Source organism: Lactobacillus sp. B4026 (genome assembly GCF_026535825.1).
Lineage (GTDB): Bacteria > Bacillota > Bacilli > Lactobacillales > Lactobacillaceae > Lactobacillus > Lactobacillus panisapium.
The window spans coordinates 91,421-108,213 of the sequence record NZ_JAFNPD010000001.1; the positions used below are offsets into that span (position 1 = coordinate 91,421).

General features: G+C 39.4%; 15 protein-coding genes and 1 tRNA gene. 15 read left to right on the plus strand and 1 reads right to left on the minus strand.

From position 1 onward, the window contains the following. Positions 1-40 precede the first annotated feature (40 nt). The 15 genes from J3U69_RS00595 to J3U69_RS00665 all read left to right on the plus strand — a co-directional run bounded on the left by J3U69_RS00595 (position 41) and on the right by J3U69_RS00665 (position 15,399). Entirely contained in the window at positions 41-733 is a 693-nt protein-coding gene (locus J3U69_RS00595) for a MarR family winged helix-turn-helix transcriptional regulator (protein ID WP_267412698.1), read from the plus strand. 76 nt (positions 734-809) lie between these two features. After that, positions 810-2,561 (plus strand): ABC transporter ATP-binding protein, encoded by a 1,752-nt coding sequence (locus tag J3U69_RS00600; RefSeq protein ID WP_267385081.1) that lies wholly within the window; start codon positions 810-812, stop codon positions 2,559-2,561. Between the two features lie 188 nt (positions 2,562-2,749). Continuing rightward, entirely contained in the window at positions 2,750-3,175 is a 426-nt protein-coding gene (locus J3U69_RS00605) for a hypothetical protein (RefSeq protein ID WP_267412699.1), read from the plus strand. Further along, a complete protein-coding gene (locus tag J3U69_RS00610) occupies positions 3,168-3,617 on the plus strand; it encodes a MarR family winged helix-turn-helix transcriptional regulator (protein ID WP_267412701.1) in 450 nt (149 codons plus the stop codon). The genes J3U69_RS00605 and J3U69_RS00610 overlap by 8 nt, the downstream gene beginning before the upstream one ends. A gap of 179 nt (positions 3,618-3,796) precedes the next feature. Next, positions 3,797-3,883: transfer RNA gene (locus J3U69_RS00615), tRNA-Leu, on the plus strand. A 163-nt stretch (positions 3,884-4,046) separates the two neighbouring features. Next, the gene (locus tag J3U69_RS00620) at positions 4,047-4,694 is read left to right on the plus strand and encodes a glycoside hydrolase family 73 protein (protein WP_103752014.1); all 648 of its coding nucleotides are present in this window, start codon (positions 4,047-4,049) and stop codon (positions 4,692-4,694) included. Positions 4,695-4,774: 80 nt separating this feature from the next. Further along, a complete protein-coding gene (pcrA, locus tag J3U69_RS00625) occupies positions 4,775-7,018 on the plus strand; it encodes a DNA helicase PcrA (RefSeq protein WP_267412702.1) in 2,244 nt (747 codons plus the stop codon). 47 nt (positions 7,019-7,065) lie between these two features. Further along, positions 7,066-9,078, plus strand: a complete 2,013-nt coding sequence (gene ligA, locus J3U69_RS00630) for an NAD-dependent DNA ligase LigA (RefSeq protein WP_267412703.1) — start codon at positions 7,066-7,068, stop codon at positions 9,076-9,078. 14 nt (positions 9,079-9,092) lie between these two features. Further along, positions 9,093-10,232, plus strand: a complete 1,140-nt coding sequence (locus J3U69_RS00635; RefSeq protein ID WP_267412704.1) for a CamS family sex pheromone protein — start codon at positions 9,093-9,095, stop codon at positions 10,230-10,232. 12 nt (positions 10,233-10,244) lie between these two features. Continuing rightward, on the plus strand, positions 10,245-10,547 hold the full coding sequence (gatC, locus tag J3U69_RS00640; protein ID WP_103752018.1) for an Asp-tRNA(Asn)/Glu-tRNA(Gln) amidotransferase subunit GatC: 303 nt from the start codon (positions 10,245-10,247) through the stop codon (positions 10,545-10,547). Next, positions 10,547-11,986 carry an Asp-tRNA(Asn)/Glu-tRNA(Gln) amidotransferase subunit GatA gene (gatA, locus tag J3U69_RS00645; protein WP_267412705.1) on the plus strand — a complete coding sequence of 480 codons (1,440 nt, stop codon included), beginning with the start codon at positions 10,547-10,549 and terminating at the stop codon, positions 11,984-11,986. The genes gatC and gatA overlap by 1 nt, the downstream gene beginning before the upstream one ends. Positions 11,987-11,989: 3 nt before the next feature. After that, on the plus strand, positions 11,990-13,420 hold the full coding sequence (gene gatB / locus J3U69_RS00650; protein WP_103752020.1) for an Asp-tRNA(Asn)/Glu-tRNA(Gln) amidotransferase subunit GatB: 1,431 nt from the start codon (positions 11,990-11,992) through the stop codon (positions 13,418-13,420). A gap of 31 nt (positions 13,421-13,451) precedes the next feature. Then, positions 13,452-14,372, plus strand: a complete 921-nt coding sequence (locus J3U69_RS00655; protein ID WP_220232870.1) for a diacylglycerol kinase family lipid kinase — start codon at positions 13,452-13,454, stop codon at positions 14,370-14,372. A gap of 284 nt (positions 14,373-14,656) precedes the next feature. Then, positions 14,657-15,037, plus strand: coding sequence for a YbgA family protein (locus tag J3U69_RS00660; RefSeq protein WP_267412706.1), 381 nt, complete (start codon positions 14,657-14,659; stop codon positions 15,035-15,037). Beyond that, entirely contained in the window at positions 15,034-15,399 is a 366-nt protein-coding gene (locus J3U69_RS00665) for a TIGR02328 family protein (protein ID WP_267412707.1), read from the plus strand. The genes J3U69_RS00660 and J3U69_RS00665 overlap by 4 nt, the downstream gene beginning before the upstream one ends. 205 nt (positions 15,400-15,604) lie before the next feature. Here J3U69_RS00665 and J3U69_RS00670 read toward each other — a convergent pair whose 3' ends face one another. Next, positions 15,605-16,603 (minus strand): choloylglycine hydrolase family protein, encoded by a 999-nt coding sequence (locus tag J3U69_RS00670; RefSeq protein WP_220220881.1) that lies wholly within the window; start codon positions 16,601-16,603, stop codon positions 15,605-15,607. Positions 16,604-16,793: the final 190 nt, after the last annotated feature.

Here is a 16,793-nt window from a genome sequence, read left to right on the forward strand (position 1 = left end):
CTAACTAAAATTAAAAAATAAATATTAAGGAGATTTAATCATGAGTCAAACAAGTGATAATTTAATGAAGCAATTACATTTCATTATGCGTGCAAGCCGTTATTTCATGTTTGAAAATAAACTGCCGATTTCGGGTCAAAAACGGGTTTTGGCGGTACTTAAGCTTGAAGATGGTCTAACACAAAACTATTTAGCAGAAATTTTAGCCTTAAAGCCTGGTTCACTAGCAGAATTGTTAAAAAAGATGGAAGCTAAGGGGATCATTAGACGTGAAACTGATGAAAAAGATAAACGAGTAAAGCGGGTCTACTTGACTGAAGAAGGTCGTGAAGAGGCTAATAAGCTAGACGCACTGAAAAAGAAGCAAGACACCACTGCCTTTTTTGCCGGATTAAGTGAAGATGAACAGACCAATTTTAGTCATTACTTGGAGAAGATCGCTGACGGCTGGGATGCTGACTTTAAACACGAAGCACAAAAGTTTGTTGATCCCGCTTTTCGGATGCAAGCTTATTCAAAGTGGCACAAGTATGCTGAAAGCCACGACTTTTCTAAAGAAGAAATGCGCCAAATGTGTCACCAGATGCATAACCGGCACCATTACCATGATGAATACTGCCGCGATTTCAAACGACCAGATTTTAAGCATAAATATTGTGATTTTGATAAAAAATGGGAATATGACCGCGACTTTTGGCGAAAATTTTGGCATAATGAAGATGAAGAAATATAATTAGAATAAAGTAAAAAAAGTTTTTCAGTTAATGAAAAACTTTTTGTTTAGACAAATTTAGAAAGCCGGTATTTTAATGGCGTTCAAGTCACGTAAAGGTAAGACTAAGCAAGTTAAGCTAAGCGATTTCTTTCATTTATTAAATCAATTGGACTTAAAGAAATCTCTGTTTGTTATGGGCTTAACTTTTAGTCTAGTTACTAGCGCGGCTAATCTAGTTTTACCACTATTAACTCGTGACCTAGTTGATACAAGTAAATGGGACAAGTTTAACTATCATAGTATGGTAATTATTATTGTTATTTTCGTTGTTCAGCTGGTGTTAGGAACTCTGGGCGGCTACATTTTACGCTACTTCGGTGAAAGTGTTGTTAAGAGTTTGAGAGAGAAGTTATGGAACCACTTATTATCATTGCCAATTTCTTATTTTGACGAAAATAAAGCTGGCGAAAGCAGTTCGCGGTTGGTTAATGATACGGGAGTCATTAAAGACTTAATTGCTTCGCAATTTCCCAACTTTATTACTGGGGCGATTCAACTCTTCTTTTCGCTGATTATCCTGTTTGTGATGGATTGGCAGATGGCTTTATTGATGTTCACGATTGTCCCAATTGTGGTACTCGTTTTATTACCTGTTGGTCGAATCATGGCCAGGCTGGGACGAAAATTGCAGAGCGCCACGGCAGAATTTAACGGTGACGTTAGTGAAAAGCTGTCTGAAGTGCGGCTAATTAAAGCCAGCAATGGTGAAAATTTTGAACAAAAGCACGGGCAGCGAATGATTCAAAAAATATTTAAGATTGGTGTAGTGGATGCCCGCGTGGAAGCTATTTTGCAACCAATCATGACTACTTTAATGATGGCTGCCTTTGCCGGTATCTTAGCTTTTGGCTTAATTCGTGTTGGCCAAGGCAGTTTATCTAGTGGATCCCTAGTTGCTTTTCTACTTTATTTATTTAATGTAATTGCTCCAGTGGCCAATTTTGCAACTTTCTTTTCTCAAATTCAAAAAGCGCTGGGATCGACTGAACGGATTCAAGCGATTTTAGCAATCAAACCAGAGAAGGACAAAACTAGTCCGAAGACGGATTTAGCTAATAAGACATTAACGGCTGAAAATTTAAGTTTCAGTTATGAACCAGGGGAGCCAGTTTTAGAATCGGTCTCATTCACCTCTAAGCCTAATTCGGTAATCGCCTTTGCTGGCCCAAGTGGTGGCGGGAAATCAACCATTTTTGCCCTAATTGAACGTTTTTACCAACCTGATAGCGGCAAAATTATGATCGATGAGCAAAATATTGCTGAGATTGATTTGGAAAATTGGCGCTCGCAGATCGGCTATGTTTCGCAAAATAGTGCCATTTTTTCTGGTACGATTCGTGACAATCTGACTTACGGCTTGCCTGGCAGTTTATCTGATGCTGAACTGTGGCGCGGATTGGCGCTTGCCTACGCGGACAAATTTGTCAAAGATTTTCCTAAACAAATGGACACTGAGATTGGTGAACGCGGAATTAAGCTTTCTGGCGGACAAAAGCAGCGCCTGGCAATTGCACGTGCCTTTTTACGCGATCCCAAAATTTTGATGCTTGATGAAGCAACGGCTAGTTTAGATTCTGAATCTGAAAGCAAAGTACAACAAGCATTAGATAAGTTAATGGTGAATCGAACCACTTTGGTCATTGCTCACCGACTCGCCACGATTGTTAACGCTGACCAAATTTACTTTATTGAGCATGGTCAAGTAACTGGTCACGGTACACATCACGAATTAATGAAAACTCATCCGCTATATGCACGATATGTTAACGAACAGATGGTAGACTAACATTACTGGCAGATAGTGGCAGTCTTGATTTAAAAATTTAACAATACTTCTAATAATCATCCATTGTTGCTTTAAACTTGGATGATTTTTATTTGCCTCAAAAATTTTTTACTAAAAAGGATATATGATTTACAGCTAAAATAATAAGTGTTAATATTATATAAGTACTTATTATAAGGAGAACAAAAATGAAATTTAGTTACGAACAAGAAACGGACTTAACCGCAGCAGGTATTTGGCAATATTATGCCAATATCGACAATTGGTTTGCTTGGGAAGGAGATTTAGAAAAGGTCACTTTAGACGGGGACTTCATTCAAGGCACTAAAGGCCAGATGAAATTAGAAGGTCAGCCAGCAATGGATTTTGTTTTAGAATCAGTCACCGAAAATGAGGAGTTTACGGATCGGACACCAATCCCGGGAATGGGAGATGTCTATTTCACTCATCAGATTGGGAAAAAAGGTGCTAAGACGACCATCACTCATTCGGTTGAATTTGTTCCGCAGAATAGAGAAACTAATTCTGCGGACTTAAAATTTGTTGCAGAAATATTTGCAGATGTACCAGAGTCCATTTTTGCCTTAGAAAAGGCGGCAAGAAAGAATGACTGAGTTTTCATCAAAGTATCGTGATGATTCAGCTGCATCTTTAGGTTTATCGTTTGCTAAAGTCTATAATAAATGGCATAAGCAAATTAAGGATGCACTTCAGGCAATTGAACTTACCCACCCGCAGTTTATTGTACTTGCATCTCTAGCATATCTTAGCCAAGATGAGGTCGAAGTTAATCAAGTTGCGCTCTCAAGACAAAGCGGGATTGATGTTATGACAGTTTCAACGATTTTAAAAAATCTCGAGAAAAACAATTTAGTCAAACGGGAAGTCTCTTTAACAGATACGCGGGCTAAGGCAATCAAGATGACTGCCACGGGTATGGAAAAAGTCAATGAGGCAACGCCAATCATTGAAAAGATTGATCAGAAATTTTTTGCTGTCCTAGGGGACAAGCAGGCTGAGTTAAATCAAATTTTGCAAAAATTAGTCAACCAATAATAGCGTAAAAAGCATTGGGCAGACATAAAGCATTAATCTGAAGATTAGGACAACTAATTGGAAGTGTTTGTTTTATGCCAGCATCTTTGCTTTTTTGTCTTAAATAGCAAGCTAAAGCAATTTATTTTTAAAAAGCTCTTGTACTAGAATTAATTTTGGGTTATAGTATTGTATGTGTTGCGGGCATGGCGGAATTGGCAGACGCGCAAGACTAAGGATCTTGTGATCGCTTTTAGATCGTGGAAGTTCGAGTCTTCTTGCCCGCACTAAAGATAAATGGAGCTTTGGCTCCATTTTTTTGTATAGTTTAATTAAGGCACCACTAACTTTAAGGTGCTTTTTTTATTTTAAAAATTAATTACATTGCATGACTTAAGCTAAGAAGAGTTTATACTTATAGATAATGATTAAGAAGTAAGGGTAAATTTCATGGCGAAAAGACGTAAGGGAAAAAAGCAGTCTAATTTTGTAATTATACTTCGCACGTTTATTATTTTGTTTGTGTTGATAATTGCATTTGTGGCATTTAGATATTATCGCCGGCAAGCAATTCAGTCAGAACAAATCAGGCAGGAACAGCTAGCACGTGAAGAGGCAAGACAAAAAATTATTCGGCAGCATAAGGCTTTTATTAAGGAAATTGGTCCGATTGCTAAAGAAGTTGACCGCGAGTTTGAGCTTCTCCCGAGTATTACAATTGCTCAAGCTTGTCTTGAAAGTGACTATGGTCAAAGCAGTCTATCGCAAAAATATAATAATTTGTTTGGTGTAAAAGGCACTAATCCTAATACTTCAGCAGTTTTAACTACGAAAGAATACGTTAAGGGCAAATGGATTGTGGTCAAGGCGCGCTTTCAAATTTATGATTCTTACGAGGCATCAATTAGGGCACATGCTAGGCTTTTTCAAAAGGGAACCACTTGGAATAAGCAACAATATAAACACGTTTTAACCGCCAAAGATTACCGCAAGCAGGCTCACGCACTTGTTCAAGATGGGTACGCCACTGATCCGAATTATGCTGATAAATTGATTAAACTAATTGAACAATATCATCTTGATCGGTTTGATAAATAAAAGGCAATCTATCCTAAAAGATGCCTTCTTTTTTGGTACAATAATATAGTTACAAAATTTGGTTTGTGAAGGGAATTAGCATGAGCGAAGAAGCAATTTTAACAGGATTAAACGAGCAACAGCAAAAAGCTGTCCAGATTACTGAGGGGCCATTATTGGTTGTTGCCGGTGCGGGATCAGGCAAGACCTCTGTTTTAACCAGACGAATCGCCTATCTCGTCGAAGAAAAGCAGGTTCTGCCGTGGAATATTTTGGCAATTACTTTTACTAATAAGGCTGCTACTGAAATGCGCGAACGGGAACAAAAATTGCTCGGGCCGCAAGCAAATGACATTTGGATGTCGACTTTTCACGCTCTTTGTGTTCGGATTTTACGGCGTGATGCTGACAAAATCGGTTATGGCAGTAATTTCTCAATTGCTGATTCATCTGAACAATTAACACTAATTAAGCACATTGAAAAAGAGCAGAATCTTAATCCTAAGGTGTATGAACCACGGCGCGTATTATCCGCTATTTCTAATGCTAAAAATGATTTATTAACTCCTGATGCCTTTGCCACTAGCAGCTCGACCCCATTTGACAAGGTTGCTGCACAAGTATATCGAGAATACCAACGGCGGTTAAAGCATGATCAGATTATGGACTTTGATGATTTGATTATGCAGACTTTAGTTTTATTTAAAACGGATCAGGCAGTTTTACACTATTATCAAAATAAATTTCGCTATTTGCTTGTAGATGAGTATCAGGATACTAATCAAGCGCAGTATGAACTCTGTCATGAATTAGCTGCCCAGTATAAAAATATTTGCGTTGTCGGTGATGCCGATCAGTCCATTTATGGCTGGCGCGGAGCAAATATGGAAAACATCATGAACTTCGAAAATGACTACAAGGATGCTGGTGTCCAAACAGTTAAGCTAGAGCAAAATTACCGCTCAACTGGTCATATTCTTTCAGCCGCTAATGCCGTGATTGAGAACAATCATAACCGAAAAGCCAAGAAATTATGGACAGACCAAGGAGACGGGGATAAGGTTACCTATTACCGTGCCCAAAGTGGTGACGATGAGGCTCATTTCATCATTTCAAAGATTCAAGAAGAGGTTAATGAGCATAATCGCTCTTACCACGATTTTGCTGTTTTGTACCGGACAAATGCTCAATCGCGAACAGTCGAAGAAGCCTTTGTTAAGTCTAATGTTCCTTACCAAATTGTCGGCGGCCATAAATTCTACGATCGCAAAGAAATTATGGATATTATGGCATATCTTAAATTAGTGGCTAATCCGAGTGATTCGATGAGTTTTAACCGGATTATTAATACACCAAAAAGGGGCATCGGCAATGTCAGTGTGGAAAAGTTTACGACTTTTGCTCGTGACAATAATTTGTCACTTCTTGATGCATTTAGCCACTTGACAATGACCGGCTTAACCGCTAGAGCAGCCAATAAATTAAGTGATTTTGGTGCAAAACTGCGTGATGCCATTGAGTATGCTAAAGATCACAGCGTGACCGGGTTAACGGAAAAGATTTTGCAGGATTTTGGTTATACCGATGCGCTAAAGGCTGAAAAAACGATTGAAGCCGAAACAAGACTTGAAAACTTGGATGAATTTCTTTCTGTAACTAAGCGTTTCGATGATCAATATGAGCCAGAAGATGATGAGTCAAGCGCACTGAGTGATTTTTTGGCTGAAGTTTCGCTGTTAAGCGATCAGGATGACCTGGCTAACAATGATGATCAAGTGGCATTAATGACACTTCATGCGGCTAAGGGACTGGAATTTCCTGTTGTCTTCTTGGTAGGAATGGAAGACGGACTGTTCCCACTTTCACGTGCACTTTTAGAAGATGATCAGCTAGAAGAAGAACGCAGACTGGCTTATGTCGGCATTACCCGTGCTAAGCGGAAACTATATCTAACTAATGCTTACTCTAGAATGATGTATGGCAGAATGCAGAACAATCCACCATCAAGATTTTTGGATGAGATCGACCTAGCTGATTTAGAAACAGAAAATGCGGCTGCTCCAAGTATGGCTGATAGCAATTTTCAAGTTCAAACTGCTCCGTTTGCAAATATTGATGAGCGTGCCCGTGCGCAAGTTTATACCCCAAAGGTTAAGCCTGCAGGTGCTGTGGGGGCTGAGAAAAAAGGTTGGAATGTTGGCGATCAAGTTGAACATAAGGCTTGGGGACGCGGAGTCGTTGCCAAGGTTAATGGTACTGGTGAAGACATGGAGCTTGATATTGCATTTCCAAATATTGGAATCAAGCGCCTTCTAGCAGCATTTGCCCCAATTAAAAAGGTATAATGAAATCGGTAAGATCAAAATAATATTTTTTAATCAGGAGGAACAAAATGGCAGATTTAACTCTTGATGAAGCCAGAAAAGAAGTTGCTTCGCTTAGAGATAAGCTCGATCAGTGGGCTGATGCATACTATTCAAAAGATGCGCCAGAAGTTGAAGATAATGTTTATGACCAAAACTATCAGCGGTTAGTTGAATTGGAACAACAATTTCCGCAACTGGTTACGCAAGATTCAATTACGCAACGTGTTGGTGGTCAACTTGACAGTGAATTAACGAAGGTTACCCACCAGGTGCCAATGCTTTCAATGGGGGATGTATTTTCCAAAGAGGAGCTGCGTGCCTTTGATGAGCGGGTGCAAAAGCAAATCGGTCACGAAGTTGCCTATAACGTCGAACTAAAAATTGACGGCTTATCAATTAATTTGGAATATACGGATGGCAAGCTTACACGGGCGTCAACGCGTGGAAATGGTTTAGTCGGTGAAGACGTAACGCCGAATGCCCGCTTTATTTCAGATATTCCACAAACCTTGCCGGAAAAATTGACCATGGAGGTACGTGGCGAGTGTTATATGGGTAAGGAAGCTTTTGCCAAGTTAAATAGTGAACGTGATGAAAATGGTGAGACCGTTTTTGCTAATCCGCGAAATGCTGCTGCCGGATCATTGCGCCAGCTAGATGCTAGTATTACCAAGCACCGTAATTTAAGTACCTTCATTTATACTTGGGTTAATCCTCCTGAGGAAATCAAGAGTCAGCATCAAGCAATTGAGAAGATGACAAGTTTAGGTTTCCACACTAATCAAACAGGTAAACGACTGGCTAAGATGGATGAAATCTTTGCGTTTATTGATGAATACACCGCTAAACGTGATTCACTGCAATACGGCATTGATGGCATTGTACTTAAGGTCGATGACTTGAATTTGCAAAATGAACTGGGCAATACGGTTAAAATTCCGCGGTGGGAAATCGCCTATAAGTTTCCACCAGAAGAGCAAGCAACAGTTGTTCACGAGATTAAATGGACGGTTGGCCGTACCGGTGTTGTAACGCCAACCGCAATCATGGATCCGGTACAGCTGGCTGGGACAACCGTCTCACACGCTGTTTTGCATAACGCCGATTTGCTCAAGCAAAAAGACGTCCGGATTGGTGATACCGTGATGCTGCATAAAGCTGGCGATATTATTCCAGAAATTTCAGAAGTGGTCATGGCTAAACGTCCTAAGGATAGTGAACCTTATCCGATTCCAACAGAATGTCCTTCATGTGGTGAAAAATTAATTCACTTAAAAGATGAAGTTGCATTGCGGTGTGTTAATCCTTCATGTCCTGCTCAGATTGAAGAGGGCATTACCCACTTTGCTTCGCGGCCAGCAATGAATATCGATGGCCTAGGGCCGAAAATTGTTCGACAATTAATTACAAACGATTTAGTTCACAACGTAGCTGACTTATACCATTTACAAGCCAGCGATTTAGCTAAGCTTGATCATTTTAAGGATAAGTCAATTAATAATTTATTGACTGCAATTAACAATTCGAAGAGAAATTCGGTTGAATTACTGTTAACTGGTCTTGGAATTGATCATGTTGGTGCTAAAGCTGCGCGTTTAATTTCCCAAAAGTTTAAAAATATGACAAAGATTATGGAAGCAGACGTGCAAGAAGTAGCTGCAATCGATACAATAGGCATGACAATTGCAGAAGCATTGACGACTTATTTTGCGCAAGATGAAGTGGTCGAACTAGTCAAAAAACTGCAGGCTAGTGGTCTTAATATGGATTACTTGGGCGAAACCGAGGAACAAGTAGAAGAAATTCCTGATAATTATTTCAAAAATAAGACGGTAGTTTTAACCGGAACGCTTTCCCACTTTACTCGTAGTGAATTTACCCAAAAGTTGCAAGCCCTGGGTGCCAAGGTAACTGGGTCTGTTTCTGGTAAAACTGACTATGTCATTTATGGTAAAGATGCTGGTTCAAAATACACTAAGGCGCAAAAGCTTGGTGTGCCGTTATTGACTGAGGAAGAAGCAATTGCTCAGGTTAAATAAAGGAAACAAGTAAAGTGAAAAAATATCTGCAGATAATCGCAATTTTAGGAGCAGCAGTTAGCTTAACAGCTTGTGGTAATTTAAAAAATTCCAATCTGGCTAATAATGCTAAAACGTCATCTAGTTCAAGGACTAAAACTTATCAGACTACAGAAACCGGTAATAACGGTTATACGGTTTTATTAAAAAATGGTCACTATGTTACTAGTCCGATCGCTGGTTTAACAGCAACCGATAATGATAATTCAGTTGACACGCGTGAACTTGAACGTGGGCTTATTCAAATTTCTAAAGAGGCATTTTCAACTAACTCATTTGTTTTTCAAGAAGGGCAATACATTACATCAACGGTTGCCAATGACTGGTTAGGTCGAAAATCAAAATCTAATCCTTTAGGACTTAATCCCGAATTAGGAACGAAGAAAAAGTACAATCCGTATTATTTGGAAGAAATCATGGAGCAGGACTTTTTAACTGGCTCGGGGTCAAATTATCGCATAGGCGGGATGAGTATTGGCTTAGCCATTAATTCGATTGATTATTATCAAAAGAAAAAGGGTGGGCCAGAATATCAAATGACAATTCCGCGTTCTGCCCAAAAAAAATATGGCCAGCAGACTGCTGAACAAATAGTGGCGCGATTACGGAAGAAAAAAACGTTAAAGAATATTCCGATTACGGTTGGCCTTTTTGCTAAAGAAAGTAAAGATTCGTTAGTTAGCGGAAGTTACTTTTTGAGCGGGACAGCGGCTGCTAATAGTAGTAAAATAACTAAATGGAAAACTATTAACACCCAAACAGAGGTATTGCCAACTATTGGTAATAAAAAAGCAATCAACAGTAGTAACGCTTCAAGCTTCAACAGTTTTAAGGAATCAATTCAAAATTATTTCCCTAATATTAGTGGCGTTACTGCTACGCTGCGCTATGAAAATGGCAAACTAGCACAAGAAAATATCTCGATTACAACACAGTTTTACGGCTATGAGCAAATTCAAAGCTTTACTAGGCTTGTTTTGTCAACTGCGAAGAAATATTTGGCTAGTGATGTGCCGATTGAAATAAAAATTGGTTCGGTAAACGATATTCAAGCGTTGGTTGCTAAGGAAACAGGAGATAGTAGTTATCAAGTCCATATTTATGGCGGTGAATAAGGAGGTATATGCGTGGAAATCACAGAAGAAACAATTAAGCACGTTGCGACTTTGTCGCGGCTTGAGATTAATGATAAAGATATTGAAAAAGTGACTGAGCAAATGAGCTCAATCATCAATATGGCTGATCAGTTATCAGAAGTTGACACTGATGGTGTTGACGAAACGGTACAAGTAGTTGACCGTGATACTGTATTTAGAGAAGACAAACCTGAACACTGGCAAGACCGTGATGAATTAATGAAAAATGTTCCTGAACAAGCTAATGGCTTTATCAAGGTTCCTGTAATTATTAATAAGGATGAGGACGAGTAATGAATTATTTAAATGAAGATATTGACTCATTAAACGAAAAGCTTGCCCAAGGAACATTGTCCGCAGACAAATTGGCGCAAGATACAGTCGCAAACATTAAAAAGACGGATGACAAGCTAAACGCGTGGATTACGGTTCAAGAAGATGCTAAGCCAGCAGAAAACTTGGATTTTGCTAAGAATAAATTAGCTGGTATCCCAATTGCTATTAAAGACAACATCATTACTAAAGATGTTAAGACAACAGCCGCTAGCCATATTTTGGACAATTATATTCCAGTTTATGATGCAACGGTAATTGAGCGCTTAAAGAAGGCACAAGCAACTTTTGTCGGTAAAACTAATATGGATGAATTTGCGATGGGGTCATCAACTGAGCACTCATACTTTGGCGCAACCCATAATCCGTGGAATTTGGATAAGGTACCTGGTGGTTCATCTGGTGGTTCTGCTGCAGCTGTTGCCTCTGGTCAAGTAGTTGCAGCTTTGGGTTCCGACACCGGTGGTTCGATTCGTCAACCGTCTGCTTTTAACGGTATTTTTGGTATTAAACCAACTTATGGTCGTGTATCTCGTTGGGGCTTAATTGCTTTTGCTTCCTCACTTGATGAAATCGGGGTAATGAGTAAGCGTGCTAAAACTTCGGCACAAGTGCTTAACGTTATTGCCGGTGCTGATGACCATGATTCTACTCTTTCAACTAGAGAAGTGCCTGATTTCACTAAGTACATCGGTAAAGATGTTAAGGGAGTGCGGGTAGCAGTTGTTAAGGAATACATGGATGCCGTTGATGGCGAAGTGCATGATATCATTCAACAACAAATTGATACTTTAAAGGATGCTGGCGCAATTATTAATGAAGTATCGCTTCCATTAACTAAGTATGCCGTTCCTGATTACTACATCATCGCATCAAGTGAAGCATCATCTAACTTACAAAGATTTGATGGTATTCGTTATGGTTACCGCTCAAAAGATGCTAAAAACTTACTTGATGTTTACGTTAAATCACGTTCAGAAGGCTTTGGTGAAGAAGTACAGCGTCGAATCTTGCTTGGTTCATTTGCTTTGTCTGCTGGCTCATATGATCGTTTCTTTAGACAAGCTTCCAAAGTAAGAACGTTGATTTGCCAAGACTTTGACCAAATTTTTGCTGAAAATGATGTTATTGTTGGACCGACAACCACAACACCAGCATTTGGAATTGGCAGTGAAATTTCTGATCCAATTAAAATGTATAATAACGATATTTTAACGATTTCTGCTAATTTGGCTGGAATTCCTTCTGCTAGTGTACCTGCTGGCTTGGTTGAGGGAATGCCAGTTGGCTTCCAAATTATGGCTAAGCGCTTTGACGAAGGCAGTATTTTCCAAGTTGCCGACTTTATTGAACGTAGTAATCATTTTTATGAAAAAACACCAGCTGGAATGGAGGATTAATTGATGAATTTTAAATCAACGATTGGGTTCGAGGTTCACTTCGAACTAAAAACTAAGAGTAAGATTTTCTCACCTTCACCAGTTAGCTATGGTGCAAAGCCAAACACGGAAACAAATGTCATTGACTGGGGAATGCCTGGTGTCTTACCTTACGTTAACAAGGATGTTTACCGTTTGGGAATTATGGTTGCGCTAGCAACACACTCACATATTTTGCCAACCACCCACTTTGACCGGAAGAACTACTACTACCCAGACAGTCCTAAGGCTTATCAGATTACGCAATTCTTCCAACCGCTTGCTCGTGATGGTTATGTTGAAATTGAATCTCATGGTAAAAAGAAGCGGATTGGTATTCATGAAATGCATATCGAAGAAGATGCCGGTAAGAACACGCACGGAACTAACGGCTTTTCTTACGTTGACTTGAACCGTCAAGGTGTTCCGTTACTGGAAGTTGTTTCTGAACCAGAAATTGCCGATCCAGATGAAGGTTATGCATACCTTGAAAAACTACGGAAGATTGTTCAATTTACCGGTGCTTCCGATGTTAAGATGGAAGAGGGTTCAATGCGTGTTGATACTAACATTTCAATTCGTCCTGCAGGCCAAAAAGAACTTGGCACTAAGGTTGAAATGAAGAACTTGAACTCGTTTGAACATGTTCGTAAGTCATTAGCTTATGAAGAAAAGCGGCAAGCACAAGTTTTGCTTTCAGGTGGCCGGGTTCAGCTGTCAACTCGTCGTTTTGATGAAGCAACGGGTAAGACAGTTCTTGAACGGGTTAAGGAAGGCGATGCTGATTACCGTTACTTCCCAGAACCTGACATTGCGCCAGATCACATTAGCCAAAAATGGATTGATGAAATTGAATCCACCTTGCCGCGTTCAGCTGAAGAGCGGTACAATCAATATGTAGGCGAGTTTGGCTTAAAAGATTATGATGCACAAGTTCTTTTGCAAACGAAAGAAAGTTCAGACTTCTTTGATAAGACAGTGGCAGCTGGTGCTGATCCACAACTTGCAGCTAACTGGATGAATACACAAGTTAATGGTTACTTAAATGATAACCGGGTTGAACTAACAGATATTAAGTTGACACCTGAACATTTAGCTGCAATGATTAAGCTAATTAAAGACGGAACAATTTCTTCTAAGATTGCCAAGAAAGTTTTTGCTGAAACAATTGCTAACGGCACTGATCCGAAGAAATACGTTGAAGATAAGGGCATGGTGCAATTATCTGATACTAGTGTATTAGAGCCAATGGTTAAAGAAGTGGTTGACAATAACCCACAATCAGTTGAAGACTTTAAGAACGGTAAAGACCGTGCGATTGGATACTTAGTTGGTCAAATCATGAAACAAACTCGTGGTAAGGCTAACCCGAAGGTAATCAACCAACTTCTAAACCAAGAATTACAAAAGCGGTAAAAGTAAATTTTAAGTAATAAGGTAGTTAACTATGACTAAAAAAGCAAGATTGATTTATAATCCTGTATCTGGTCACGAACAGATGCCTAAGAATGTCGCAGACATTTTAGACGTCTTAGAGCGAGCTGGTTATGAAGCCAGTGCTTTTAGGACTACGCCAGAAAAGCAGAGTGCGCAAAAAGAGGCTACTCGTGCTGCCAACGATGGTTTTGATCTCATTGTCGCAGCTGGTGGCGATGGCACAATCAATGAAGTAGTCAATGGAATAGCATTTTTAGAGCAAAGACCAAAGATGGCGATTATTCCAGCGGGAACGACTAACGATTATGCCCGTGCTCTGCATATCCCCCGTGATAGTATTAAGGCAGCCAGTAAGGTAATTCTTAATAATAAGACCCGCAAGATGGATATTGGCCAAGCAACCTTTGCCAAGGATACGCAATACTTTGTTAATATTGCGGCTTGTGGCTCTTTAACTGAGTTAACCTATGGCGTTCCTTCAGAAGTAAAATCTGCGTTAGGTTATGCTGCTTATCTCATTAAGGGGGCAGAAATGTTGCCGCACTTGACTGAAAATGAGATGCGCTTAACCTATGATGCAGGCGTTTACGAAGGAAAGCTATCGATGCTTCTACTGGGAATGACAAACTCGATTGGTGGCTTTGAACAGATTATGCCTGATGCCCAACTTAGCGATGGCTTATTCCAATTAATTATCGTTAAGCCGGCGGATCCAGTTAAGTTATTGAAGCTGATGGCTTTGGCCCTAAATGGTAAGCACGTGGATGACCCAGACATTATTTACACTAAGACTCATAGTTTAAAGATTGAACTGATGGGAAAGAGTGTTGGCCGCAAATTACCAGTTAATCTTGATGGGGAAATCGGTGATTACTGCCCTGTTACTTTTAAAAACTTACAGCAACGCATTGAATTTTTTGTTGGTGAATAATAAAAATTATAAAAAGGAGCAATTACTTTTACGAGTAATTACTCCTTTTTTGCTAGTCGCTATTATAATTGTTTTTTCTGACCGGTGGTCTCCAGCAAGCATTACTCATGAGACTTACTGCAACAATGTTTTGGGAAGCAAGAATATGGACTTTTGGACCAATTTTTTCTTGGGCAAAATTGGCTAGGTTAAGGTAAATTATTTGTTTGAAAATGGTACTTAGTAATAAAATGCAATTAAAGTTAGTTTCTTACTAAAAAATATCAAAAGCCGAGGCAAGAAAAATGGATAAATGGCAAGAAAAATGGGCTTATAACAAGTACTGGGTAATGGCTCATTCGCAAGCATATTACGAGCGGATTAGATTGCTAGCCAAAAATAACGATTGGTCAGATGCAAAAAATGCTGAATTTGAGCACTTACTGGCAAAAGCGGCCAGTGAGCAGCCAACAGTTAAAACGTTAACTAATGCTTACCAGCATGTTTGGGGTTACTTTAAGAAAATTGCGACGACTGAAGAAAAACAAACTTATTTACGGCTACTGCAAGAATTATCACCGCAAACTGATAAATTAGGACCGTTTTTAAGCCGCTTAACTGAAAAGTATCAAGTTGCTTATTTACTAAACTCGCGTTTAATGCAGGAGTGGAATGAGGAATCATGAGATTATGGCACCAAGATTTAATTTGGCAATTACCGCGCCAACAATTATTAGGACAGCATCGTGAAATTGCCGCTTTACGTGGACGCGGCTGGGGCAAATCTCATGCCACCGTTAATTATGTTTTTCAATATTCGCCGTATAAATTGTATCAATTTCATTTACTGGTGCTAGCCGAAATGGAACGCCGCCATTATCACCCAAATAATAACTGGTTCGACCCATACTACCGCGGGCAATATTGTTCTAAGTATGAAAACTTGCCGGCTGTCCCTTGGACTGATCCAATTTATCCTGAGCACGATGATGCCTATTTACAGAGTTGCTTGGAAAATTTAGCCCATAAGGGAATTGAGTTAAATTAAGGTAGGGTTTATTAAAATGCGGATATAGCTATGCAGTCTTATGGGCAGGTTTTAAAATAAATAGCCAAACAAAAAAGATGAGCACTTAAAAATAAATGCTCATCTTTTTATTTATCAATAAATTCAGTCATCACGCTTGGTGGTAAAAGCAACTGCCCGATAGCTGAACATGATTGTAATCAGCCATACCTTTATGCGACTCAAATTAGTTTAGTCGTTCAATATCTTCTTTAGGATTTACCTTAAATTCACGGTAATCTGTTTCAGCTTCGAGTTCTGGGGTTAATTGAACACACCTAATCCGTTGGTTGCCGTAAGTAGAATAATAATAGGTCTTTGATTCTGCACAAATATAAGCAGCATAGCAGGTAAAATCAAATGTTTGGTCAGGAGTTACTACAATGCCGCGCGGGATGCTGACAGATTCGAGAATGTGATGAGCCAAAGTCACTGCACCAATTTCATCTTTTGGCTGCTCAACATTATTTTTCATAAAGGCTGTTCGAACAAAGCGTGAAGTTGGCGTAAAGTCGCCGGGCAAGCCAAATGTACCTGATCCTTGGCTAAATGGCTTCAAGGTTTTGCCCAAGAATGCAACGTCATCATGTTGCTTAGGTGTGACCGCTAAATAGTTGCGCAAATTAGTCTCATGCCAGTGATAGTCAGGACTGTTAGTCATCACGCCAATCGAGTCTTCAATAAGGTGAATGCCATCTTGTTGGGGTTCCACAATTAAGCTTGCACCTGAAGTGTCGGAGAAAATGTAGTGAAGAGGGGGGACAACTTTTAAAGTTGGATTCCCCTCGTCAACAATGGTAATCTGCTTTTTAAATAGGTCTTTAACTTCTGCCAAAGAAGCTGCTTGCGCTAAAATTACCGAAATGATTTTGTCAGGAGAAACTGCCCAGGTACCAGGAGCCGCTTGTTCTTGATATGAAGCATACCCGGGGAAATAAAGGACGGCGCCAGTAACACCAGCATCATTAACCCCGTCACAAGTAATCGGACCATCATCAAGGCTGCCCATACCGATAAAAGCGTGTTTACTAGTAATCTCTTGTCTAGCTTCGTAAGAAACAGCGAAAGTCTTTTGTTTTGGTACAAAAACCACTTGTTCTGCCATTTCCATCATAAAATCCATTGTTCGCGATAAAAAGTGCTTCTTATCCTTAGTTTCCATTGTGAAACTGCTGCAGCCAATCATATTGCTACCTCCATATGTATAATAATGTCATTAATTTTTTTAATATGAAGAAAAGTATAAGAGTAATAGTAATATAATTCAAGCTATTTCTAATAAAAATATTAAAGAATAGCTACTAGTTAAAATGGATTTATAGTTAGCCACAATTGTTGCAGCCTAAATGCTAAAGAGCCCATATATTGAAGCAAAG